Genomic DNA, 22,372 nt, shown 5'->3' with positions numbered 1-22,372 from the left:
TCAGGCGGCGGCTGCGGCGGAGTCCAGGCGTTTGCCGAGAATCACCAGATCGCGCTCCACGCCGTCCAGCACGGCCACGCGCGGTAACGAACCCCACGTGTCGAAACCGAAGCTGCGGAACAGGCGCAGGCTCGCCTCATTGTGGCCGAAGATAAAGCCGAGCACGGAGTCGATGCCGAGCGCCGGCGCCGCCGCCAGCGATGCCGCCAGCAATTGTTTGCCGAGGCCGCGGCCACGCGCGCTTTCGTCGAGATAGATGCTGACTTCGGCGGTGCGTTGATAAGCGGGACGGCCGTAGAAATCCGAAAAGCTCAGCCACGCGATCACGCGGCCGGGTTGTTGCGCGTCTTCCACTACCCACAGCGGCCGCTTTTGCGGACCGTGCGCGTGAAACCAGCCCAACCGGCTTTCGACGCTGACGGGTTCGAGATCCGCCGTGACCTGCCGCGACGGCACGGTCGAGTTATAGATGGCGACGATCGCGGGCAGATCGTCGAGCGTGGCATCGCGGTAGGAAAGGCTCATGGTGCGTTGAACTTGGAGGGAAAGCCAATACGGGAAGAAAAATGGACGACGCCGTCCGCCTGGTGCGGTAAAGCGCTGCAAAGCGCGCCCGCCGCTACCGGCGTACCTCGCGAACAGGTCTTAGGCGAACAACTCGCGATAACCGATAAACAGTTCCTCGAACACCAGCCGCGCATTCAGCGGATGGTTCTCGACGGCACGCTGGCGCGTCACGATGCGCATGAAGCGCGCGAACGCGCTGGCATCGGCCTGCGACGCGCAACGCGTCAGCGCCACCGACGCCTGGGGAAAATAACGTGGCGCGCCCGCCGTGCGCTGCGCCAGCAGATCGTACATCCAGCGTTGCAGCCAGCCTAGCACCAGCGGCACGGGCAGCTTCTGCAACGCCTCGCCGCACGCGAAGGCATCGCAATCGGGGCCCGCGGCGAGTTGCTTGAGCGTCCAGTCGCGCAGCGCGCGGTTCTCGTCGCTGGCGAGCGCGAGCGCGGTGAGCGGCGCGCCGCCGGCTTCGGCGAGCAGCGCGGGCGCTTCGGCCACGCCTTGCGCGGCGAGCCATTTCGTCGCCACGTCGGGCGCGGGCAGGGTCATCGGCCACTGGCGGCAGCGGCTGATAATGGTGGGCAGCAGGCGGTCGATGCGCGCCGACACCATCAGGAAAACGACGCCCGCCGGCGGTTCTTCGAGCGTCTTCAGGAGCGCGTTGGCCGCGGCGATGTTCAGCCCTTCCGCCGGATACAGCACGACTACACGCGCGCCGCCGCGATGCGAACCCACGCCGACGAAGTCCAGCAGGCCGCGAACCTGCTCGATCTTGATTTCCTTGCTGGGCGCGCGGGTCTTCTTGCCTTCGTCGGCGTCGGCCTTGTCGGCTTTTTCGTCCGCGGCGTTGTTCAGACCGGCTTCGGCGGCGAGCGCCTCGGGCACGACGATCCGGTAGTCCGGATGATTGCCCTGCGCGAACCAGTTGCAGGCCACGCACGCGCCGCACGGCTCGCCGTTCGGCTGTTGCGCCTCGCACAGCAGACCTTGCGCGAGATGCTGCGCGAAGCGCAGCTTGCCGATGCCGGCCTGTCCATGCAGCAACAAGGCGTGCGGCCAGTGGCCGCGCAGCTGCTGCAGGCGGTTCCAGTCATCGGCTTGCCACGGATAAATCATCATTTCTCTTTTTAAATCAAACGGTTGCAGATTGTATCTGAGGTGTAACACGAACTCTGCATGGTGTTATAAGGCAGGGCTATATTCTTTTTAAATCAAAGCACTGCAATCAACTCATCAAGCTTTCTCTGAATCTGCACAATGCTCTGCGCGGAGTCAATGATAGCGAACCGATACGGCGCTTCTTCGGCGCGGCGCAGATATTCGGCGCGCGTGCGGTTGAAAAACGCCACCGACTCGCTCTCGAAGCGATCCGGATCGCGCACGGCGCTGCGCCGTTCGTTGGCAACCTCAGGCGCAAGGTCGAACAGCACCGTCAGGTCCGGTTGAAAACCGCCCTGCACCCATCGCTCCAGCGTTTCCAGCTTGTCGCGCGGCAGACCGCGGCCGCCGCCCTGATAGGCGAAAGTCGCGTCGGTGAAACGGTCCGACAGCACCCAGTCGCCGCGCGCGAGCGCGGGCTCGATTACCTCGGCCAGATGCTGGCGGCGCAGCGCGAACATCAGCAGCGCCTCGGTTTCGAGGTCCATCTTCTGATGCAGCACGATCTCGCGAATCTGCTCGCCGAGCGGCGTGCCGCCGGGTTCGCGCGTCATCACGACCGAGCGTCCGGCGCTTGCGACCTTCTGTTCGAGGCGCTCCCGAAACCAGCCGAGATGGGTGGTCTTGCCCGCCCCGTCGATGCCCTCAAACGTAATGAATTTGCCCCGCGCCATCATTGCCCTCGAATGTATTTGTCCACGGCCTTGTTGTGATCGCCGAGGGTGTCGGAAAAGATACTGCTGCCGTCGCCGCGCGACACGAAATAGAGCGCGGTGGTTTGCGCCGGATTCAACGCCGCTTGCAGCGACGCCACGCCGGGCAGCGAAATGGGCGTCGGCGGCAGGCCCATCCGGGTGTAGGTATTGTAGGGAGTGTCGGTCTGCAGGTCTTTTTTCCTGATATGGCCGGCGTAGCTGTCGCCCATCCCGTAGATCACGGTCGGGTCGGTTTGCAGCGGCATGCCCACCCGCAGACGGTTCGCGAACACCGCGGCGACCATCGGCCGGTCGGACTTCTTGCCGGTTTCCTTTTCGATGATCGACGCCATGGTCAACGCGTCGTACGGCGTCTTGTACGGCAGATTCGGCGCGCGCGCGGTCCATGCTTCGTCCAGACGCAGACGCATCAGGCGATAGGCGCGGCGGTATACGTCGAGATCGCTGGTGTTCTTGTCGAACAGATACGTATCCGGGAAAAACAGCCCTTCGCCATTGCCGATCGACGCCTCCGGCGCGTTGATCGCGTTCATCAGATCCGTGTCGCTCATGCCGATCGTGTCGTGCTTGAGCGCCGGATTGGCGTCCAGCTCGGCGCGCATGCGCTTGAAAGTCCAGCCTTCGATGATGGTCGCCACGTATTCGTTGACGTCGCCGCGAGCGATTTTCTGCAGCACCTCGTACGGCGTCACGCCCGTCTTGAATTCATAGTTGCCCGATTTCAGCTCGCTTTGCAGCCCTAGCAGCCGCGTCATGATGACGAACAGTTCCGGCTCGACCGGCACGCCGCCGCGATTGAGCTGCAGCGTGACGCTGCGCAAGCTGCTGTGCGGCTTGACGGTGACATCGAGTTGCGCGGGGTTCAGATCGAGCGGGCTGTTGGCCCAATGATACCCACCGGCAATGGCGGCTGCGGCCAGCACAACGACGATTGCGCCGGCGGCGAAACATTTCTTCAGAAGGGACATGCGAAACGTGGCAAGGTTGGACTGCATATAATACTTGTTTGCCTTAGCTAAAGTCAGAATTGACTGTTCTCGGAATCCATGAACACACCGCTCGCTACCGCTTCAGGCACTCCCTCTGGCAACGCCGTCACGACCGCTGCCGCCACGCCCGCCGTTCTGCCCACGCTGCCGCGCCCCTCTGCCGATGAATTCGACGCCGTCATCCACCACGGCGCGTACATGCCGCTCACGCAGTTCGGCGTGATCGACGCCACCGGCGACGACGCGGCGAGCTTCCTGCATGGCCAGTTGACCAACGACACCCAGCATCTCGACGCCGCCAACGCGCGCCTGGCCGGCTACTGCTCGGCCAAGGGGCGTCTGCTGGCATCGTTCCTGACGTGGCGCAGCGGCGATACGATCCGCCTGCTGGCGTCGAAAGACGTGCAGGCTGCCGTGCAGAAGCGGCTCTCCATGTTCGTGCTGCGCGCCAAAGCCAGGCTTGCGGATGCGAGCGGCGAACTGGCCGTGATCGGTCTTGCCGGCGACGTGCGCAAGGCGCTCTCGGGCGTGTTCGACGCGCTGCCGGACGGCGTGCATGTGAAAGTGGACGGCGCGGCGGGCTCGCTGATTCGCGTGCCGGACGCGCTCGATCACCTGCGTTTTCTGTGGATCGGCCCGAAGGCACAGGTCGAGTCGCTGCTGCCCTTGCTCGACGAAAAACTCAAACGCGTCTCGCCCGCCGTGTGGGACTGGCTCGACATTCGCGCGGGCGAGCCGCGCATCACGCAGCCGGTGGTCGAGCAATTCGTGCCGCAAATGGTCAATTTCGACGTGCTCGGCGCGGTAAATTTCCGCAAAGGCTGCTATCCCGGTCAGGAAGTCGTGGCGCGCAGCCAGTATCGCGGCACGATCAAGCGGCGCACCTCGCTCGCTAACGTGCCAGGCGAGCTCGACACGGTGCGCGCCGGCGCGGAACTGTTTCATTCGGACGATCCTGGCCAGCCGTGCGGCATGGTCGTAAACGCGGCATGGGCGCCGGACGGTGGCGTCGATGTGCTGGTCGAGATCAAGCTCGCCGCGCTGGAAAACGGCTCGGTGCATCTGGGCGCGGCGGACGGCCCGGCGCTGCGGTTTTTGCCGTTGCCCTACGGGTTGCCGACCGAAGTTTAAAGCTCTCTCGCGGTACGAAGCGGCGCAATCAGGCGCCGCTTTTTACTGGCCTCTTCACCTGCAACGCCCCCACCGGGAGATGCCCCCCGATGTGCCTGATCGTCTTCGACTGGCGACCCGACGCGGTCGACGGCCCGCTCTTCACGCTCGCCGCGAATCGCGACGAATTCTTTCGCCGCACCGCCGAGCCGATCAGCTGGTGGCAGGACGCGCCGGGTGTGCTGGCCGGCCGCGATCTTCAGGGCGGCGGCACGTGGCTCGGCATGTCGCGCGACGGCCGCTTCGCCGCGCTGACCAATTACCGCGCGCCGCATGAAATGCGCGCCGACGCGCCGACCCGGGGCACGCTCGTCAGCGACTGGCTGAAAGCCGCCACGCGCGATGCGACCGGGAACCCGCACGCCACGCCGCTGGCGTACCTGCAGCACGTCGCGCAAACCGGCGACATCTACAACGGGTTCAATCTGCTGGTGGGCGACTGGACGCGCCGTGAACTCGCCTGGTATTGCAACCGGGGTGGCCTCGCGCCCACGCTGCTCGCACCGGGCACGCATGGCATTTCCAATGCGGTGCTCGATACCGCGTGGCCGAAGCTGGTGAAAAAGCGCGCCGAACTGGCCACGCTGCTCGCGCGCGACGCGATGCCGCCGCTCGAAAGCCTGATCGATCTGATGCGCGATCCGCGCCTCGCACGCGACGACGAGTTGCCGTCCACCGGCATTCCGCTCGAACGGGAACGGGCATTGTCGGCGGCGTTTATCGAAACGCCGGAGTACGGCACGCGCGGCACGACGGCGTTGCGCGTGGCCGTGCATGGTCAGGTGATCAGCGTGGCCGTCGCCGAGCGCAGCGACGACAACGGTTCACACCGCATCGTGCGGCCCGGCGACTTCGAGCGCAGCTTCGCTTTTAATATCGAACGCGAGATGGAGTGATGCTTGTTGGGCGGCATGGCGACGGTTCGCTGCTTGTCGCCTACAGTTCGCCCTTCGTCGCTCGACATTTGGCGCTGACCACCAACGGTGCGCCGCCAAGCGCTAGGCAAACCGCGTTCACTCGATGCCGAAAGCCGCGCGCAATGCCGCCGCGGCATCCGCGTGCGCCTCAGCGACCTCGGGTACGTAGCCACCCATCTTGAAGAACTCGTGGATCATGCCCGGATAGCGCTTGAGCGTGGCCGCATTGCCCGCGGCACGCAATTTCTCCGCGTAGGCATCGCCTTCGTCGCTCAAGGGATCGTATTCGGCGGTAGCGATCCACGCCGGCGCAACGCCGCTGAAATCGGGCGCGCCACGCTGGCCGTCGAGCGGCGCGAAACGCCAGTCGTCGCGGTCGCTCGTATCGCGCACGTACTGCTCGAAGAACCATTGGATCGTGTCGCCCGACAATAGAAAACCGTCGGCGAGACGCGAGTGCGAATCGGTTTGCTGGTAGCCGGTCGTGCCTGGATAGATCAGCAGTTGCAGGGCGAGTTCGATGTCGGCGTCGCGCGCGAGGACCGCGCAAACCGTGGCCAATGTGCCGCCCGCGCTATCGCCGCCCACCGCGAGCCGGGCTCTGTCCACGCCGTATTCCGCCGCATGCTCATGCAGCCAGCGCAACGCGTCGAACGCATCGTCGACGGCGGTGGGAAACTTGTGCTCCGGCGCGAGCCGGTAATCCACCGACAACACCGTGCACTGACCGTCGCGCGCGAACATCCGGCACAGCGCATCGTGCGTATCGACGCTGCCCACCGTGAAGCCGCCGCCGTGGTAGTACACCAACGCCGGCGCGGGTTCAGCCCAGCTCGGCTCGACCGCTTGATAAAGACGCACGCGAATCGTCGCGCCGTCGCGTGTCGGGATTCGCAGATCTTCGAGCGCGAACATCGGCGCGCTGGCGATTTCCAGAATCGGCGCGCTTTTTTCGTATGAGGCCCGCGCGTCTTGCGCGGTCATTTCGTGAAGCTTCGGGCGTTTGGCCCGTGCAATCATATCGAGCACCTGCTCGATCTTCGAATTCAGCGGCATGGTGCGTCTGTTGGCGCGTGAGCGCCGAAGATTTGAAAGAGACCGGCGCGATAGCGCGCCGCCGATGCGATCACAGTCGCGCCTAACCGGCGTTCTTCACTTCCGGCTTGAGCGACATGGGATCGATGGGATTGCGCAACTGCTCGATATCCTCGTGACGCAGCTTCACCGTCGCCATGATGGCCGGATGCGTGACGATATAGAAACGCCGCGCGGCGATCGCTTCGAAGGTGAGGTCGGCGACATCGCCGGCACTCAGCTTGCCTGATTGCACGGCACGCTGCAGTTGCTTGCCCGCGGCGATCTGCGAGCGCGTCGGTCCGCTGTCGTTGCGCAGGTCCGCGGGGCGCGCGCGTTCCGCATCGGCGATGCCGGTCGGCACGAAGGCCGGACACAGCAGAGAACAGCCGACCAGGCCGCCCGCTTCCGCTTCCGCTTCCGCCTCTGCCTGGCCGGCTTGCGCCAACCGCAGGTCGTGATACAGCGTTTCGGTGAGCGACACCACGGCGTGCTTCGACGCGTTGTAGATGCCCATCGCGGGCGGCGACAGCAGTCCCGCGACGGACGCGGTGTTGACGATATGCGCGGGCTCGTTCTGCGCCAGCATGATCGGCGTGAAAACCCGCACGCCGTGCGCGACGCCCATCACGTTCACGCCGAATACCCACGACCAATCGTTCGCCGAGCTTTCCCACAGGAAGCCGCCCGAGCCCACGCCCGCATTGTTGAACAGCAGATGCACGCGGCCGTAGGCGTCGAGCGCCGCCTGCGCGAGCGCTTCGACCTGCGCCGCGCTGGCGACGTCCGTCGGCACGCCGATCGCCTCGGCGCCGTCGGCACGCAAAGCTTCGACGGTTTGCGCCAACGCGTCGGGGTTGACGTCCGCGAGCACGAGCTTCATGCCGAGCGACGCGCCCTTCTGCGCGAACGCGCGGCCGAAACCGCTCGCCGCACCGGTGATCACCGCCACCTTGCCTGCGAATTCGAACATCGTTTGACTCTCCTGGTTTTGACCGGCGTGTTGCGTGATTCGCTTCACGCTGGTGAGCGCCGGCGCGATCAGATCAGCTTGACGAGTTGCTTGCCGAAGTTCTTGCCTTTGAGCAGACCGATAAACGCCTCGGGCGCCGCTTCGAGTCCTTGCGCGATGGTTTCGCGATATTCCAGCTTCTTTTGCGCGACCAGTGTGCCGAGCTGCTTGAGCGCTTCCGGCCACACGTCCATATGCTCGCTGACAATGAAGCCTTGCACGAGCAGACGCTGCGTAAGCATCAGCGACGGATGCTTGAGCGGCAACGGTTCGCCGTCGTAGCCTGCGATAAACCCGCACAGCGCGATCCGGCCGAACGCATTCATGCGCGCGAGCGTCGCGTCGAGCACGGCGCCGCCGACGTTCTCGAAGTAGCCATCCACGCCGTTCGGCGTGACGGCCTTGAGGTCCTGATAAAGATTGCCGGCCTTGTAATCGACGCAGGCGTCGAAGCCGAGCGTCTCGGTCACATAGCGGCACTTGTCCGCGCCGCCGGCGATGCCGACCGCGCGCGCGCCGGCCAGCTTCGCCAGTTGACCGACCACGCTGCCCACCGCGCCGCTCGCCGCGCTGACCACCACTGTCTCGCCCGCCTTCGGCGCGATGATGCGGTTCAGGCCGTACCACGCAGTGACACCCGGCATGCCGACCGGACCGAGATAGGCCGACAAGGGCACATGCGTGTCGTCGACTTTCTGCACGCCGGCCCCGTTCGAGGTGCCGTATTCCTGCCAGCCGAACATCGCGACGACCTTGTCGCCGACCGCGAACTTCGGATTCTTCGACTCCACCACTTCTCCCACCGTGCCGCCGATCATCACTTCGTTCAGCGGTTGCGGCGGCGCGTAGGACTTGCTGTCGTTCATACGGCCGCGCATGTACGGGTCGAGCGACAGGTAGTGATTGCGCACGCGCAATTCGCCGTCGGCCAGCGGAGCAAGCGGTGCTTCGACGAGGCGGAAATTATCGGGCGTCGCAGCGCCTTGCGGGCGCGACGCCAGCACGAGTTGACGGTTGATCTGGGGCATGACGATCGTCTCCATGGGTTGCCGATGAATCGGCGAATGATTTGAACAGAGTTTGCGAAGGGAGAAACGGCGCGCGCGTCTCGTTCAGATGCGCACGCGGTTCGCAAGCTTTGCGCTCAGCCGTCGCTAGGACCCGGTTTCGCCGACGGGTCGCTGCGTAAGCGTTGTTGCGTGATGTCGCGCCCGACGGCGAGGCGCCGCATGTATTTGAAGGTGCCGAGCGCCTTGGCGACGAAGTGGCCTTCGCTGTCGCGGATCTCGCCTTCGCAGTAGGCCATGGTGGTGGAACGGTGCAGCACGCGAGCGCTCGCGCGCAATTCGCCGCGGCCCGGCTGCATGAAGTTGACCTTCATCTCGACCGTGACGACGCCGACGCCGTCGCCGGCCAGACTGCGCGCGGCCATTGCAAGCGCGATGTCGGCCAGCGTCATGGTGACGCCGCCGTGGGCGACGTCCCACGTGTTCATATGATCGTGCCGCAACGGCAGCACGACTTCGCTGGCGCCGTCCGCGGCCGACAGAAGCTGCGCGCCGAGCCGGTCGACGAACGGGCTCTCGGGCATGGACGCGGCACTCGCGTTAGATGAGGGCGAATCGGTCATGGCTGTTTGCAGATTGACTGGTCGGTACGTTCATGAAATTGCCGCGGGGCGCGTGGGGAAGCTCCAGCGTTTTGCTCGAGCTAGCCCGTTGGCCAAGGCAAACAGCAAGCCTATCAAACTTACGCGTTTGGTGGAGTTTTATCGGGAGGTTCGGGTGGGCAGGAACGGGCCCTTGACGATGCGGATCGAGGCTCACTTGCGAGCATTGCGCTTTGCGCCAGATCACGCCCGTGTTGTCGAAATGACCGGCTGGACTGCTGCCCGATCGGTGCCAGCCACTGACTCCGATCGGGTACAGGTTGCGTAGGCGGCGAATTAGAAGAAGCCTACGAGACGTTCACGAACAAACCTTCAGGATCAGCGCGCGAGCGCGACGCCGAACCGTTTGGTGTTTTCTAGTGGCTAAAGTCAGCGCCCAGCCAATCCGCAGCGGTGGTCTTCGCATAGCTGACGGCGTCTTGTGGATCGGGGAAAACGCCAAGCTGGTCCCAGTGCTCTTCGGCGGCAAACGGACCCTTGATGCCGAGCGCTTTCTGAATACTCAACTGCGCTGCATATCTTCCGTCCTCGAGAGGCCGGGCGGTGGCGACCACCTTGTGCGGGAGTCCTTGCCGCACGGGTTGAATCAGTTCCAACGGACCGCCGGCAGCGCCAACGTCGATCAGCTCGTTTCGCGTGTTGCAGTCGGGGCAATAGAAGTAAAACGAATTGTGGTCCCGATTCGGTTTGACCTGTTTGCGGGCAAGTACAGCTCGGCACTCGACATTTTCACAAATGAATGGCATATCGTCTCCGTGGTGATCTTCGAGTGGTAACGCGGGGCAGATCGGCATTGCCTTCAAGAAACGATCTGCCAGAAGCAGCCGGTCAGCAATCAGCACATGACCGGATTGCTAATGATACGAAGATGCCAGTCAGAGTGCCTTGCCACGCTTCCGCGACGCATTGCCGCGAGCCGCTGCGCCAGACGATCCATCAATGATGATCAAAGTAACGTGCTTCCTCAAGCACTTGTAATCGGCGCTGCACCGCATCAATCCGGGTCAGCCGCCATTCGCGCGGCCAGCCGCCCTAACCTGCGCACGGCTTCGTCGGCCAGATCGAGATCCGTGCTGGGCGAACTGAGCCGGATGAAATGATCGAAGCGTCCGCCATTCGAAAACACGGTCCCCGGCATCACGCGAATGCCGTCGTTCAGTGCGGCCTCGAAGAACACCGTCGACGACATGGCATGCGGCAATTCGATCCAGAAAAACATCCCGCCGCGCGGCGGCGTGAAACGCGTGCCGTCGGGAAACGAGGAGGCGATCGCCGCGGCCATCCGTTCGCGCTGAAGCCGCAAGCGGTCGCGCAAACGCCGCAAATGCCGCTCATAGGCGTTCGTTTCCAGAAATTCGGCGAGCACGACTTGCGCCAGTTGTTCGTTGTGCCGCGACTGCGCGAACTTCAGCATGCCGATGCGTGGATGCCAGCGGCCGCCGTTGACCCAGCCGACCCGCATGCCGGGCGCCAGCACCTTGTTGAACGATGTGCAGTGAATCACGGTGCCGTCGGTGTCCCACGCCTTCAGCGATCTGGGCGGCTGCGCGGCGTCGGCCAGTTCGCGGTACGGATCGTCTTCGATCAACGGAATGCCGGCTTGCGCGCACAGCTCGACGAGCCGCGCCTTGTGCGTGTCGGGCATCACGCTGCCGAGCGGGTTTTGCAGGTTCGGCACCACGACCACGGCCTTGATGTCGGGATGCGTGTGCAGCGCGAACGCCAGCGCTTCGATGGCGAGGCCGGTGGTCGGACTGGCCGGAATTTCGAGCGCGCGCAAGCCGAGGCTTTCGAGCGCCTGCAGCAGCCCGAAAAAGCACGGCGACTCGACCACAACGGTGTCGCCCGGTTGCGTCACCGCCCGCAATGCGAGATTCACGGCTTCGATGCCGCCGTGAGTCATGATGATGTCGTCGGCGCCGATCTGGATGCCGGCGTCGAGCGCGCGGCGCGCAATGATCGCGCGCAAGGCCGGATCGCCCTGATCGTGTCCGGCGGCGGTCAGCAAGGTGGGCCGCTTGCGCAACGCGCGCAGCGCGGCTTTCTGCAACGCGTCCGTGGGATACAAGTCGGGTGATGCCGTCGCGCCGCCGAGATTCAGCGCGTTCGGATAGCGCTGGAATGTCGCCACGATCGAGGAAATCACCGAGTGAATACCGACGAACTGCGCGGCGCCGGGCAGCGTCGCCAGGTCGGGTTCGGACGCGACCGGCAACGCCGCGGTGGGTGGCACACGCACGAAGTAACCGGCGCGCGGCCGGGCATCGATCAGCGCGTCGCGTTCCAGCACGCGGTAGCTCTCTGTTGCCGTCGCGAGACTGACGCCGTGGCGCTGCATGAAGGCACGTATCGACGGCATGCGGTCACCTGGACGCAGCACGCCGCCGCCGATCGCGCGGCGGTATTGATCAGCCAATTGCCGGTAGAGAGGCTGGCTGTCCGGCAGCCGGTCCGCAAGCGCTGCCTGCCGCGTCAGGATGGATTGAGTCATGTGCGGATGGTGCGGACATTTCGCGCGGCGCGACAGATACACATTCGTTCGATTCCGACCGACACAGCGCATTGAAACGCGTTGCTGTACCGGTTCAGATTGCTGGTGGCTGCGGCTGTTGTCACGTGAACGGACTCAATAAGCTGTATGGCATGGAATCGCTTTAAAGGAAACCGCCATGTCAGTCTGTCAATCGCGTTTTGGTCCGGCACGCGGCGCGCCTGCTCGCCTCTTCACCGGTCAGTTGGCCGTGCACGATTTGCCCGCGCGGACCTCAATCGTGGCGGTGGAAGGCGATCTGCAACTCGACTATCGCGATCGCTCGCTCGCATGGCTGGGCGACGCCGTGCCGGTTACGTCGATCACATTGCACGAAGGCGAGTGCTTCGTGACGCCGCAACGCGGCGTCGTGTCGATCAGTCCCGCGCATGCAAACGCTGCCGCGTTCGTCGTGCAGCCGTGGCGCGCGCGGAAGAACGGTCGAGGTCCGATTCATGAAACTCTGCGGCAACTGGCCCGTCTCGTCAGAACACGGCTGCGGCGCGCGGTCTGAAATGCCGTTTGGCGCACGGCATGGCCCGGTACAATGGATGACCGAAGCCGCTTCTTTCGAGGTGCAGGTCATGTCCTTCTTTCGTGCGCTGCTGTCTGGCCGTTCCGTTCGTCTGGCTACGTTTCTCGCCCTCGTCGCACTGACGCTCAACGGTTGCGCCGGCCTGTTCGGCGGCGACCCGGTGCGCGTGAACGTGGCCGGCATCGAACCGATCGATAGCCAGGGCTTCGAGATGCGTTTCAACGTCAAACTGCGTGTGCAGAATCCCAACGATTCCGCGGTCAGCTTCAACGGCGTGTCGCTCGATCTCGAACTGAACGGCAAACCGTTCGCGAGCGGTGTGAGCGATCAGGTCGGCACCGTACCACGCTACGGCGAAACGATCGTCAATGTGCCGTTGACCGTGCCCGCTTTCGCCGCGGTTCGCCAGGCCTTCGCCTTCGTGGGCGCCACCGAGTCGGGACAGATTCCGTACATTCTGCGCGGCAAGCTCGCGGGCGGGCTGACGGGCACGACGCGATTCATCGATCAGGGCACGTTGAGCCTGCCGTCGGCCGGCATGGCTTTGCCTTGAAGCGGACCATCGGGCCAGCCTGCGCCACGCGCGAATAGAAAACGGGTGCCGCATGGTTCACGCGCTTTCGCGCCGAACCACACGGCACCCGCCGTCCACTACCGTTCGAGCCGCATCACACCACTTCGAACAAACCCGCGGCGCCCTGCCCGCCGCCGATGCACATGGTCACGACAACCAGCTTCGCGCCGCGCCGCTTGCCTTCGATCAGCGCATGGCCGGTCAGCCGCGCGCCCGACACGCCATACGGATGGCCGACCGCAATCGCGCCGCCGTTCACGTTCAGACGGTCTTGCGGAATGCCGAGCTTGTCGGCGCAATACAGCACCTGCACCGCGAACGCTTCGTTCAGTTCCCACAGGTCGATGTCCTCGACCTTCAGACCCGCCTGCTTGAGCAGTTTAGGCACCGCGAACACCGGGCCAATACCCATCTCGTCCGGCTCGCAACCGGCCACCGCGAAGCCGCGGAAAATACCGAGCGGCTGCAGCCCTTCGCGCTCCGCCACCTTGGCGTTCATCACCACGCAAGCCGACGCGCCATCCGAGAACTGGCTCGCATTGCCCGCGGTGATGACACCGCCCGGCAGCGCGGTACGAATCTTCGATACGCCTTCGAGCGTGGTGTCGGCGCGAATGCCTTCGTCGCCGCTAACTGTCACTTCCTTCGTGAAGAGACGCCCGCTCGCTTTGTCGGCGACGCCGGCGAGCACCGTCAACGGCACGATCTCGTCCTTGAACTTGCCGGCTTCGAGCGCGGCCGCTGCCCGCTGCTGCGAACGCGCGCCGTATTCGTCCTGGCGCTCCTTCGAGATCGAATAACGTTTCGCGACGTTCTCCGCGGTCTGCAGCATCGACCAGTAGATTTCCGGCTTGTTCTGGCTGAGCCAGCCTTCGGTCAGCATGTGCTGGTTCATCTCGTTCTGCACGCACGAGATGGATTCCACGCCGCCGGCCACGAACACGTCGCCTTCACCGGCGATCACGCGTTGCGCAGCCAGCGCGATAGTTTGCAATCCCGACGAACAGAAACGGTTCACCGTCATGCCCGGCACGCTGACCGGCAAACCGGCGCGCAGCGCGATCTGCCGCGCGATGTTCATGCCGGTCGCGCCTTCCGGATTGGCGCAGCCCATGATCACGTCTTCGACCCGTGCCGGATCGAGCTTCGCGCGCTCGACGGCGGCCTGCGTGACGTGGCCGCCGAGCGTCGCGCCGTGCGTCATGTTGAAACCACCGCGCCATGATTTGGCGAGACCCGTACGGGCGGTCGATACGATTACGGCGTCAGTCATGCATGTCTCCTACTTCCAGATATCGATGATGGCGCGCGAGCGATTCGCCGCACAGCGCCACCTCAGTCAATTCAGTCGCGCTGTAGCTCAGCCGTTGAACCCGCGGCCCTTGGCCGCCAGTTCCGCGATGCTCGGCGCCAGTTGCCACGCATCGCCGTTCGGCCGCGCCGCATAGCGGCGAATCGCGCGCTCGACGTTGTAGAGGCCGACCGTGTCCGCGTACAGCATGGGGCCGCCGCGATAGAGCGGGAAGCCGTAGCCGGTCAGATAGACCATGTCGATGTCCGACGCCTTCGACGCAATGCCTTCTTCGAGAATCTTCGCGCCTTCGTTCACGAGCGCGAATACGAGGCGTTCGACGATTTCCTCGTCGCTGATCTTGCGACGCTCCACGTTGGCTTCCTTCGAGAACGCGACGATCATGTCGTCGACCACTTTCGACGGATACGCGCTGCGGTCGCCCGCCTTGTAGTCGTACCAGCCGCCGCCCGTCTTCTGGCCAAAGCGCCCCGTCTCGCAGAGACGATCGGCGATCTTCGAGTAATGCAGGTCAGGTTGTTCCTGGTAGCGGCGCTTACGGATCGCCCAGCCGATATCATTGCCGGCCAGATCGCTCATGCGGAACGGACCCATCGCGAAGCCGAACTTCTCGATTGCTTTGTCGACCTGTGCGGGCAGCGCGCCTTCTTCGAGCATGAAGAGCGCCTGGCGGATGTACTGCTCGATCATCCGGTTGCCGATGAAACCGTCGCACACGCCCGAGACCACGGCGGTCTTTTTGATCTTCTTGGCGAGCTTCATGACGGTGGCGAGCACGTCTTTGGCCGTCTCCTTGCCGCGCACCACTTCGAGCAGCTTCATGACATTGGCCGGGCTGAAGAAGTGCATGCCGACCACGTCCTGCGGACGCTTCGTGAAAGCGGCAATCTTGTCGACGTCGAGCGTCGACGTATTCGAGGCGAGAATCGCGCCTTGCTTTGCCACTTCGTCCAGACGCTTGAACACCTGTTCTTTCACGCCGAGTTCTTCGAACACCGCCTCGACGATCAGATCGGCGTTCTTGAGGCCGTCGTAGGAAAGCGTGGGCGTGATCAGCGCCATGCGCTGTTCGAGCGCTTCAGGCTTGAGCTTGCCCTTCTTGACGGTCGCTTCGTAGTTCTTGCGAATCGTGGCGAGGCCGCGGTCGAGCGCTTCCTGTTTCGTTTCCAGCAGCGTGACCGGAATGCCCGCATTGATGAAGTTCATCGCGATGCCGCCGCCCATCGTGCCCGCGCCGATTACGGCCACCTGGCCGATGTCGCGCACCGGCGTGTCCGACGGCACGTCGGGAATCTTGCTCGCCGCGCGTTCGCCGAAGAACGCGTGACGCAGCGCATGGCTTTCCGGCGTCTGCACGAGCGCCATGAAGCATTCGCGTTCGAACGCGAGGCCCTTGTCGAAACCCTTCTGCACGCCGGCTTCCACGGCATCGATGCATTTCAGCGGCGCGGGGAAATTCTTCGCCATCGTGGCGACGGTATTGCGCGCGAACTGGATGAAACCGGCAGCGTTCGGATGCTCGATCTTGCGGTCGCGCACCTTGGGATGCGGGCCTTCCTTCGCGCCGACCTTGCGGGCGAACGCGAGCGCCGCTTCGGCAAGATCGCCCTGCGCGAGTTCATCGAACAAACCGGAATCGGCGAGTTTCTCCGACATGACGGGCGCACCGGAGACGATCATATTGAGCGCCGCTTCGAGACCAATGGCGCGCGGCAGACGCTGCGTGCCGCCCGCCCCCGGCAGAATGCCGAGTTTCACTTCCGGCAGCGCGATCTGCGCGCCAGGCGCGGCGATGCGGTAATGCGCGCCGAGCGCCAACTCCAGACCGCCGCCCATCGCGACGCTGTGAATTGCCGCCACCACCGGCTTCGCGCTGCCTTCCACGGTCTTGCTGACCGTGGCGAGCGTCGGCTCCTGGGTCGCTTTCGGCGTATTGAATTCGGTGATGTCGGCGCCGCCCGAGAAGGCCTTGCCCGCGCCCGTCAGCACGATGGCCTTGATGGCCGGATCGTTCTGCGCGCGCTCGATGCCCTCGACGATACCCGCTCGCGTCGACAGGCCGAGGCCATTCACGGGAGGATTGTTCAGCGTGATGACGGCCACGCCGTCATGAGTTGTGTAGTCCACTGCCATCTGCCTGCCTCCATGCGATCCATGCGTGAGGGCGGCAACAGATGCCGCCCATCCGGTTCATCGAGTCGGACCAACGATCCGACCGATTGTCTGTTTTTTCCGGGGTCAGCAGGCAGAATACACAAAAAAGCACGCTCGTTCAATTCGCGTTTTTTTATTTTTAGGCGGGGTTTCCCCTGGCAAGCGGCGTCAACGGACAGTCCTTTTCGTCTTCGAGCGCCGAGGGCAGCACGTGATTGCGGAAAATGTCGCGCAGCTTGAGCTTCTGCAGCTTGCCGGTCGCCGTGTGCGGCAGTTCGTCGACAAACGCGACGTCGTCGGGAATCCACCATTTGGCGACCTTGCCGTCGTAGAACGCCAGCAACTCTTCACGTGTCACCTCGAAGCCGGGACGCTTGACGACTACCAGCAGCGGCCGCTCAGTCCATTTCGGATGCGCGCACGCAATGCACGCCGCTTCGGCCACGGCGGGATGCGCGATCGCCACGTTCTCGATGTCGATCGAACTGATCCATTCGCCGCCGGACTTGATTACGTCTTTCGAGCGGTCGGTGATATGCAGAAAACTGTCGCGGTCGATGGTGGCGACGTCGCCGGTGGGAAACCAGCCATCCACGAGCGGCGAGTCGTCCTTGCGGAAATAGCGGTCGATCACCCACGGTCCGCGCACGTGCAGATCGCCGAACGCCACGCCGTCCCAAGGTAGTTCGCGGCCATCGTCGCCGACGATTTTCATATCGACGCCATAGAGCACGTGTCCCTGCTTCTCAAGCAATGTGCGCTGTTCTTCGAGTGGACGCTGACTTTGTTCCCACGTCAGTTTCGACAGCGTGCCGAGCGGCGACATTTCGGTCATGCCCCACGCATGGATCACCTGCACGCCGTAGTCGTCCTCGAAGGTGCGCAGCATGGCCGGCGGACAGGCCGAACCGCCGATCACCGTGCGATTGAGCGACGAAAACCGCACCTTCGCCTCGCGCAAATAGTTGAGCAGGCCGAGCCACACAGTGGGCACGCCGGCCGAATACGTGACGCGTTCGCTCTCCATCAGTTCGTACAGCGACTTGCCGTCCAGGTCCTTGCCGGGGAAAACGAGCTTCGCGCCGGTCAGCGGCGCGGCGTGCGGAATGCCCCATGCGTTCACATGAAACATCGGCACGACGGGCAGCACGCAGTCGCGCGCGGAGAGGCTCATGGCGTCCGGCAATGACGCGCCGAACGCATGCAGCACCGTCGAACGATGCGAATACAGCGCGCCCTTCGGATTGCCGGTCGTGCCGGATGTGTAGCACAGGTACGAGGCTTGCCGCTCGTCGAGCGGCGGCCACTCGTAATTGCCGTCCTGAGCAGTGACAAGCGTTTCGTAGCTGAGCGCGGGTGTCTGCATGGCGGGCAGATGCGCTTCGTCGGCGAGCGCGATCCAGCCGCGCACCTTCGGGCATTGCGGCGCGAGGACATCGACGAGCGGCGCGAAGGTGGTGTCGAACAGCACGTAGGCGTCGTCGGCGTGATTGACAATGTAGGCGATCTGATCGGGAAAGAGGCGCGGATTGATCGTATGGCACACGGCACCGAAGCCGGTCGTGCCGTAATACGCTTCCAGATGGCGGTAGCCGTTCCACGCAAGCGTCGCGACCCGTTCGCCGGGTTCGACGCCGAGCGCGATCAACGCTTGCGCAAGCTGCTTCGCGCGCTTCTCGCAATCCCGATAGGTATAGCGATGCAGGTCGCCTTCGATCCGCCGCGACACGATTTCGGTGCTGCCGAAATGCCGCGCGGCGTGTGTGAGCAACGAAGGCACGGTGAGCGGCACGTCCATCATCTGGCCAAGCAGCGGCGTCGTCATAAAGAGTGGTCTCCTCGGCTCGATCGTTTCAATTGGTTTTGCAGCTCGGGGGGCGCGCCTTGTCGCGCCTTCGGCGAAAAGCGCAAGGCCGGCGATCGATCTGGACAGGATCGGTACGGGACAGCCGTACGGCCGGCCAGCAGCTCCGCGGGCGCGGACTTACAATATCGGTTAATCCAGAGGCGCTCAACATGTCGTTTTCCCCAAGCATTGCAGGGTTATCCGGGCCTTTGTCGGCCCTTTCAGATGCGCTCACCACGTTGCACGAGAGCGCGTTCGCGCGGCTCGGCAGCGTGTTTTTGACGCGCTTACCGGCCGCGCCGCTCAATGCGCCGTACCTCGTCGGGTTCTCCACCGAAACCGCCGCGCTGCTCGGTTTGGAGCCGGGCGTCGAGAATGATCCGGGCTTTGCCGAACTGTTCTCCGGCAACCTCACGCGCGAGTGGCCAGCCGAAGCGCTGCCCTACGCCTCGGTCTATTCCGGGCACCAGTTCGGCGTGTGGGCCGGCCAGCTCGGCGACGGCCGCGCGCTCGGCCTCGGCGAAGTCGAACATAACGGCCAGCGCTTCGAATTGCAGCTCAAAGGCGCGGGGCGCACGCCCTATTCGCGCATGGGCGATGGCCGTGCGGTATTGCGCTCGTCGATCCGCGAGTATCTGTGTTCGGAGGCGATGCATCACCTCGGCATTCCGACCACGCGCGCGCTGTGCGTGATCGGCTCCGATCAGCCGGTGCGGCGCGAGACAGTCGAAACGGCCGCCGTGGTCACGCGCGTGGCGCCGAGCTTCGTGCGCTTCGGCCACTTCGAGCACTTCTATTCGAACGATCGAACCGACGCGCTGCGCGCGCTCGCCGATCATGTGATCGAGCGTTTCTATCCGCATTGCCGCGAAGCGGACGATCCGTATCTCGCGCTGCTCGATGAAGCGGTCATCTCGACCGCTGATCTGATGGTCGACTGGCAAGCGGTCGGCTTCTGCCACGGCGTGATGAACACCGACAACATGTCGATCCTCGGTCTCACGATCGACTACGGTCCATTCGGTTTCATGGACGGCTTCGACGCCGGCTACATCTGCAATCATTCCGATTCGCAAGGCCGATACGCGTACAAGATGCAGCCGCAGATCGCCTACTGGAACCTCTTCTGCCTCGCGCAGGGGCTGCTGCCGCTGCTGGGCGAACAGCACGAGGAAAGCGTGCGCGCCGACAAGGCGATCGAAGACGCGCAACGCGTGCTCGGCGGCTTCAAGGATCGCTTTGCCCCAGCGCTGGAGCGGCGCATGCGCGCCAAGCTCGGCCTCGAAACCGAACGCCCCGGCGACGATACGCTGGTGAATCGCCTGTTCGAAGTGATGCACGCCAATCGTGCGGATTTCACGCTGACCTTCCGCAATCTGGCGCGCGTGTCGAAGCACGACGCGAGCGGCGACACAGCGGTGCGCGATCTTTTTCTCGACCGCGCCGCGTTCGACGCCTGGGCGAACGACTATCGCGCCCGGCTGTCCGAAGAAACACGCGACGACGCCGCGCGCGCCATTGCAATGAACCGTGTGAACCCCAAATTCGTACTTCGCAACCATCTGGCGGAAACGGCGATCCGCCGCGCGAAAGAGAAGGATTTTTCCGAAGTGGAACGACTGGCGGCCGTACTGCGCCGTCCGTTCGACGAACAGCCCGAGCACGAAGCGTATGCGGGACTGCCGCCGGACTGGGCGAGCTCGCTGGAAGTGAGCTGCTCGTCGTGACGCGTTAAACGACTTCTGTTTGTGCGTAGTGATGTATTGAGCCGAATCTGCTCACCATCTAGCTGCCCCTCAAAACAAGCCCGAGACAGGAACCGACCATGAACAAACCCGACGAACTCAAGACCGACGCCCCCGCCGTGCAGAAAGACGACGCCGAGTGGCGCAAGCAGCTTTCCGACATCGAATATCAGGTGACGCGCCACGCCGCCACCGAGCGCCCCTTCACCGGCCGCTACCACGACCACTGGGACCGCGGCATCTATGACTGCGTCTGTTGCGGCACGCCGCTGTTCGAATCGGACACCAAGTTCGATGCCGGTTGCGGCTGGCCGAGCTACTTCAAGCCAATCGACGGCGAAGTGATCAAGGAGAAAACCGACCGCTCGCACGGCATGCTGCGCATCGAGGTGGAATGCAAGAACTGCGGCGCGCATCTGGGCCACGTATTCGAAGACGGACCCGCGCCGACCGGCCTGCGGTACTGCATCAATTCAGCTGCGTTACAATTCGAGCCCAAGTAACGCAGCGCGGAGTCCGGCGCGTTGCCGGCCGGCGTCCGCGCCATCAGGTGCGCGCCGGCCGCGACACCCTTCATCCAGCTTGCGAAGCGGTCGCCCCGACGCTTCGCACTGCGCCCTTATAGTCTCCGGCTCACGCTCCGCTCAATTTCCGACCTCCCGACCAGATAATGAAATTCCTGTTCGATCTGTTCCCGATCATCCTGTTCTTCGTCGCCTTCAAGATCTGGGGCATTTTCACGGCGACGGCAGTGGCGATCGTCGCCACGCTGGTGCAGATCGCGTGGGTGGCCTTCCGCCACCGCAAGGTCGATCCGATGCTGTGGGTGAGCCTCGGCGTCGTTACCGTGTTCGGCGGCGCGACGCTCGTGCTGCACAACGACACCTTCATCAAATGGAAGCCGACCGTGCTGTACTGGGCGTTTTCAGTGGCGCTGATCGTCTCGCAACTGGCCTTCAACAAGAACCTGATCGAAGCGATGATGGGCAAGCAGATCACGCTGCCGCACGCGATCTGGGGCAAGCTGAGTGTCGTCTGGGCGATCTTTTTCGTGCTGCTCGGGCTGGTGAACCTGTTCGTCGCGTACAACTACACGACCGACCAGTGGGTCAATTTCAAGCTGTTCGGCGCCACCGGATGCCTGGTGGTGTTCATCGTCGGACAGAGTTTGTGGTTGTCGAAGTATATGAAGGAAGAATGACATGACGAGCGACGCCGATGTATTCATGCACGCCACCACCGCCGAGCGCGCCGCACTGATCGAGGCGCGCCTCGCCGCCGCACTGGCGCCGGTCGCTTCACTCCAGATCACCGACGACAGCGCGCAGCACGCCGGTCACGCCGGCGCCTCCGCCGGCGGTCATTTCAGTGTCACGATCGTGGCTGCCGCATTCGCCGGCAAGGCCCGCGTGGCGCGGCATCGCATGGTGTATGATGCGCTGGCCGGTGCCATGCAGCGCGGCATCCATGCCCTTGCCATCACGGCGTATACGCCCGAAGAATTCGCTTTGTTGCCCCGCTAGGAAAATTTTCGATGACCTTGAAGAAAACCCGCCTCTGGGTATTGCTGGCTGCATGTGCAGCCGCACCTGCATTCGCACAGAACATCGCCGTCGTGAACGGCACGCCGATTCCGAAAGCGCGCGCCGATGCGCTGATCGACCAGCTGGTTCATCAAGGCCAGCAAAATACGCCGCAACTGCAAACGGCCGTGCGCGAAGAACTGGTGAACCGCGAGATCCTCATGCAGGAAGCGCTGCGCCGCGGTCTGCCGAATCGTCCGGACATCAAGGCGCAAATCGCCGTGGCACAGCAAACCGTGGTGCTGCGCGCGCTGATCGAAGACTTCGTGAAGAACAACACGCCGAGCGACGCCGAAGTCACCGCGCGTTACAACGCGCTGATCAAGGACGCGGGCGGCAAGGAATATCACCTGCACCACATCCTCGTGGACAACGAGCAGCAGGCCAAGGACCTGATCGCGAAGATCAAGGCCGGCGCAAGCTTCGAGGATCTGGCCAAGCAATTCTCGAAGGATCCGGGATCGGGCAAGAACGGCGGCGATCTGGACTGGTCGGACCCGAAGGCCTACGTGCCTGAATTCGCGGACGCGGCCACGCATCTGCAGAAAGGCCAGATGACCGACACGCCGGTGCATACGCAATTCGGCTGGCACATCATCCGTGTCGACGACGTGCGCAACATCACGCCGCCGCCGCTGGAGCAAGTGCGCCCGCAGATCGTGCAGCAGATCCAGCAGGAAAAGCTGCAGGCGTTCGAGGAAGGTTTGCGTAAGAACGCGAAGATTCAGTAAGCTGAGTTCAATTGTGCTCAAGGCGCTGTTCAGTCAATGACTGAACAGCGCCTTTTTCATTGGGATTAACTGTGGCCGGTCGGACGCAAGCGC

The 22,372-nt window shown here is 63.8% G+C and carries 22 protein-coding genes; 9 read left to right on the top strand and 13 right to left on the bottom strand.

What is annotated here, in order from left to right; all coding sequences use genetic code 11:
- The 4 genes from B0G73_RS12590 to mltG form a co-directional block, all read right to left on the bottom strand.
- Entirely contained in the window at window positions 1-525 is a 525-nt protein-coding gene (locus tag B0G73_RS12590; protein ID WP_106281128.1) for a GNAT family N-acetyltransferase, read from the bottom strand.
- 120 nt (window positions 526-645) lie between these two features.
- Window positions 646-1,680: a DNA polymerase III subunit delta' gene (locus B0G73_RS12585; RefSeq protein ID WP_106281419.1), complete on the bottom strand. Its 1,035-nt coding sequence runs from the start codon at window positions 1,678-1,680 to the stop codon at window positions 646-648.
- A 95-nt stretch (window positions 1,681-1,775) separates the two neighbouring features.
- Window positions 1,776-2,396, bottom strand: coding sequence for a dTMP kinase (gene tmk, locus B0G73_RS12580; protein WP_106281126.1), 621 nt, complete (start codon window positions 2,394-2,396; stop codon window positions 1,776-1,778).
- Complete coding sequence (gene mltG, locus B0G73_RS12575) at window positions 2,396-3,406, bottom strand: endolytic transglycosylase MltG (RefSeq protein WP_106281417.1); 1,011 nt, start codon at window positions 3,404-3,406, stop codon at window positions 2,396-2,398. Before mltG ends, tmk begins: the two co-directional genes overlap by 1 nt.
- Window positions 3,407-3,484: 78 nt before the next feature.
- Here mltG and B0G73_RS12570 point away from each other — a divergent pair, with 78 nt between their 5' ends.
- Window positions 3,485-4,558, top strand: coding sequence for a folate-binding protein YgfZ (locus tag B0G73_RS12570; RefSeq protein ID WP_106281125.1), 1,074 nt, complete (start codon window positions 3,485-3,487; stop codon window positions 4,556-4,558).
- Window positions 4,559-4,647: 89 nt separating this feature from the next.
- Window positions 4,648-5,493: an NRDE family protein gene (locus B0G73_RS12565; RefSeq protein ID WP_106281123.1), complete on the top strand. Its 846-nt coding sequence runs from the start codon at window positions 4,648-4,650 to the stop codon at window positions 5,491-5,493.
- 117 nt (window positions 5,494-5,610) lie between these two features.
- On the opposite strand, the gene B0G73_RS12560 is transcribed toward B0G73_RS12565, so the two are convergent.
- The 6 genes from B0G73_RS12560 to B0G73_RS12535 form a co-directional block, all read right to left on the bottom strand.
- Window positions 5,611-6,570: an alpha/beta hydrolase gene (locus B0G73_RS12560; protein ID WP_106281121.1), complete on the bottom strand. Its 960-nt coding sequence runs from the start codon at window positions 6,568-6,570 to the stop codon at window positions 5,611-5,613.
- 82 nt (window positions 6,571-6,652) lie between these two features.
- Window positions 6,653-7,561 carry an SDR family oxidoreductase gene (locus B0G73_RS12555; protein WP_106281119.1) on the bottom strand — a complete coding sequence of 303 codons (909 nt, stop codon included), beginning with the start codon at window positions 7,559-7,561 and terminating at the stop codon, window positions 6,653-6,655.
- 68 nt (window positions 7,562-7,629) lie between these two features.
- Window positions 7,630-8,628 (bottom strand): NADP-dependent oxidoreductase, encoded by a 999-nt coding sequence (locus tag B0G73_RS12550; RefSeq protein ID WP_106281415.1) that lies wholly within the window; start codon window positions 8,626-8,628, stop codon window positions 7,630-7,632.
- A gap of 116 nt (window positions 8,629-8,744) precedes the next feature.
- Complete coding sequence (locus B0G73_RS12545) at window positions 8,745-9,230, bottom strand: PaaI family thioesterase (RefSeq protein ID WP_106281118.1); 486 nt, start codon at window positions 9,228-9,230, stop codon at window positions 8,745-8,747.
- 395 nt (window positions 9,231-9,625) lie between these two features.
- Window positions 9,626-10,015 (bottom strand): hypothetical protein, encoded by a 390-nt coding sequence (locus B0G73_RS12540; protein WP_106281116.1) that lies wholly within the window; start codon window positions 10,013-10,015, stop codon window positions 9,626-9,628.
- A 248-nt stretch (window positions 10,016-10,263) separates the two neighbouring features.
- On the bottom strand, window positions 10,264-11,760 hold the full coding sequence (locus B0G73_RS12535) for a PLP-dependent aminotransferase family protein (RefSeq protein WP_106281413.1): 1,497 nt from the start codon (window positions 11,758-11,760) through the stop codon (window positions 10,264-10,266).
- Window positions 11,761-11,938: 178 nt separating this feature from the next.
- Here B0G73_RS12535 and B0G73_RS12530 point away from each other — a divergent pair, with 178 nt between their 5' ends.
- Together B0G73_RS12530 and B0G73_RS12525 are read left to right on the top strand one after the other, a co-directional pair.
- Entirely contained in the window at window positions 11,939-12,313 is a 375-nt protein-coding gene (locus tag B0G73_RS12530; protein WP_106281114.1) for a hypothetical protein, read from the top strand.
- 70 nt (window positions 12,314-12,383) lie between these two features.
- Window positions 12,384-12,887 carry an LEA type 2 family protein gene (locus tag B0G73_RS12525; protein ID WP_106281411.1) on the top strand — a complete coding sequence of 168 codons (504 nt, stop codon included), beginning with the start codon at window positions 12,384-12,386 and terminating at the stop codon, window positions 12,885-12,887.
- Window positions 12,888-13,002: 115 nt separating this feature from the next.
- On the opposite strand, the gene B0G73_RS12520 is transcribed toward B0G73_RS12525, so the two are convergent.
- The 3 genes from B0G73_RS12520 to B0G73_RS12510 all read right to left on the bottom strand — a co-directional run bounded on the left by B0G73_RS12520 (window position 13,003) and on the right by B0G73_RS12510 (window position 18,199).
- Window positions 13,003-14,181, bottom strand: coding sequence for an acetyl-CoA C-acyltransferase (locus B0G73_RS12520; protein WP_106281112.1), 1,179 nt, complete (start codon window positions 14,179-14,181; stop codon window positions 13,003-13,005).
- Window positions 14,182-14,268: 87 nt separating this feature from the next.
- Window positions 14,269-16,353 (bottom strand): 3-hydroxyacyl-CoA dehydrogenase NAD-binding domain-containing protein, encoded by a 2,085-nt coding sequence (locus B0G73_RS12515; RefSeq protein WP_106281110.1) that lies wholly within the window; start codon window positions 16,351-16,353, stop codon window positions 14,269-14,271.
- 160 nt (window positions 16,354-16,513) lie between these two features.
- Window positions 16,514-18,199 (bottom strand): 3-(methylthio)propionyl-CoA ligase, encoded by a 1,686-nt coding sequence (locus B0G73_RS12510; protein ID WP_106281108.1) that lies wholly within the window; start codon window positions 18,197-18,199, stop codon window positions 16,514-16,516.
- 191 nt (window positions 18,200-18,390) lie between these two features.
- On the opposite strand from B0G73_RS12510, the gene B0G73_RS12505 reads away from it, so the two are divergent.
- From B0G73_RS12505 to B0G73_RS12485, 5 genes are all read left to right on the top strand, one after another.
- Complete coding sequence (locus B0G73_RS12505; RefSeq protein ID WP_106281106.1) at window positions 18,391-19,947, top strand: YdiU family protein; 1,557 nt, start codon at window positions 18,391-18,393, stop codon at window positions 19,945-19,947.
- A gap of 98 nt (window positions 19,948-20,045) precedes the next feature.
- Window positions 20,046-20,468, top strand: coding sequence for a peptide-methionine (R)-S-oxide reductase MsrB (gene msrB / locus B0G73_RS12500; protein ID WP_012432931.1), 423 nt, complete (start codon window positions 20,046-20,048; stop codon window positions 20,466-20,468).
- A 167-nt stretch (window positions 20,469-20,635) separates the two neighbouring features.
- Complete coding sequence (locus B0G73_RS12495; protein ID WP_012432930.1) at window positions 20,636-21,166, top strand: septation protein A; 531 nt, start codon at window positions 20,636-20,638, stop codon at window positions 21,164-21,166.
- A 1-nt stretch (window position 21,167) separates the two neighbouring features.
- Window positions 21,168-21,488, top strand: a complete 321-nt coding sequence (locus B0G73_RS12490) for a BolA family transcriptional regulator (RefSeq protein WP_106281105.1) — start codon at window positions 21,168-21,170, stop codon at window positions 21,486-21,488.
- An 11-nt stretch (window positions 21,489-21,499) separates the two neighbouring features.
- Window positions 21,500-22,279: a peptidylprolyl isomerase gene (locus tag B0G73_RS12485; protein ID WP_106281103.1), complete on the top strand. Its 780-nt coding sequence runs from the start codon at window positions 21,500-21,502 to the stop codon at window positions 22,277-22,279.
- The last annotated feature ends 93 nt before the right edge of the window (window positions 22,280-22,372 follow it).

Origin of the sequence: Paraburkholderia sp. BL25I1N1 (assembly GCF_003002025.1) — a bacterium.
Taxonomy (GTDB): domain Bacteria; phylum Pseudomonadota; class Gammaproteobacteria; order Burkholderiales; family Burkholderiaceae; genus Paraburkholderia.
This window is presented reverse-complemented; position numbering and strand designations above follow the sequence as displayed.